The 262-nt window shown below is 50.4% G+C and carries 1 tRNA gene; it reads right to left on the bottom strand.

The window, feature by feature from the left end:
* Positions 1 to 182: 182 nt before the first annotated feature.
* A tRNA-Glu gene (locus OGV83_RS00095) sits at positions 183 to 258 on the bottom strand.
* Positions 259 to 262: the final 4 nt, after the last annotated feature.

The raw sequence follows: 262 nt of genomic DNA on the forward strand, positions 1-262 counted from the left end.
TGAGAGACTCATACACACTTTACGTGTGTCGTTTCAATTTTCAGCTTGATCCAGATTTTTAAAGAGCAAATATCTCAAACATCACCCGAAGATGAGTTTTGAGATATTAAGGCCGGCGACTTTCACTCACACAAACCAGCAAGTGGCGTCCCCTGGGAGGTCTGACCTCATCAGTTGAACGCTGGCGTCCCCTAGGGGATTCGAACCCCTGTTACCGCCGTGAAAGGGCGGTGTCCTGGGCCTCTAGACGAAGGGGACACTG

Origin of the sequence: Citrobacter sp. CK189, from assembly GCF_030333505.1 — a bacterium.
Lineage (GTDB): Bacteria > Pseudomonadota > Gammaproteobacteria > Enterobacterales > Enterobacteriaceae > Citrobacter_B > Citrobacter_B koseri.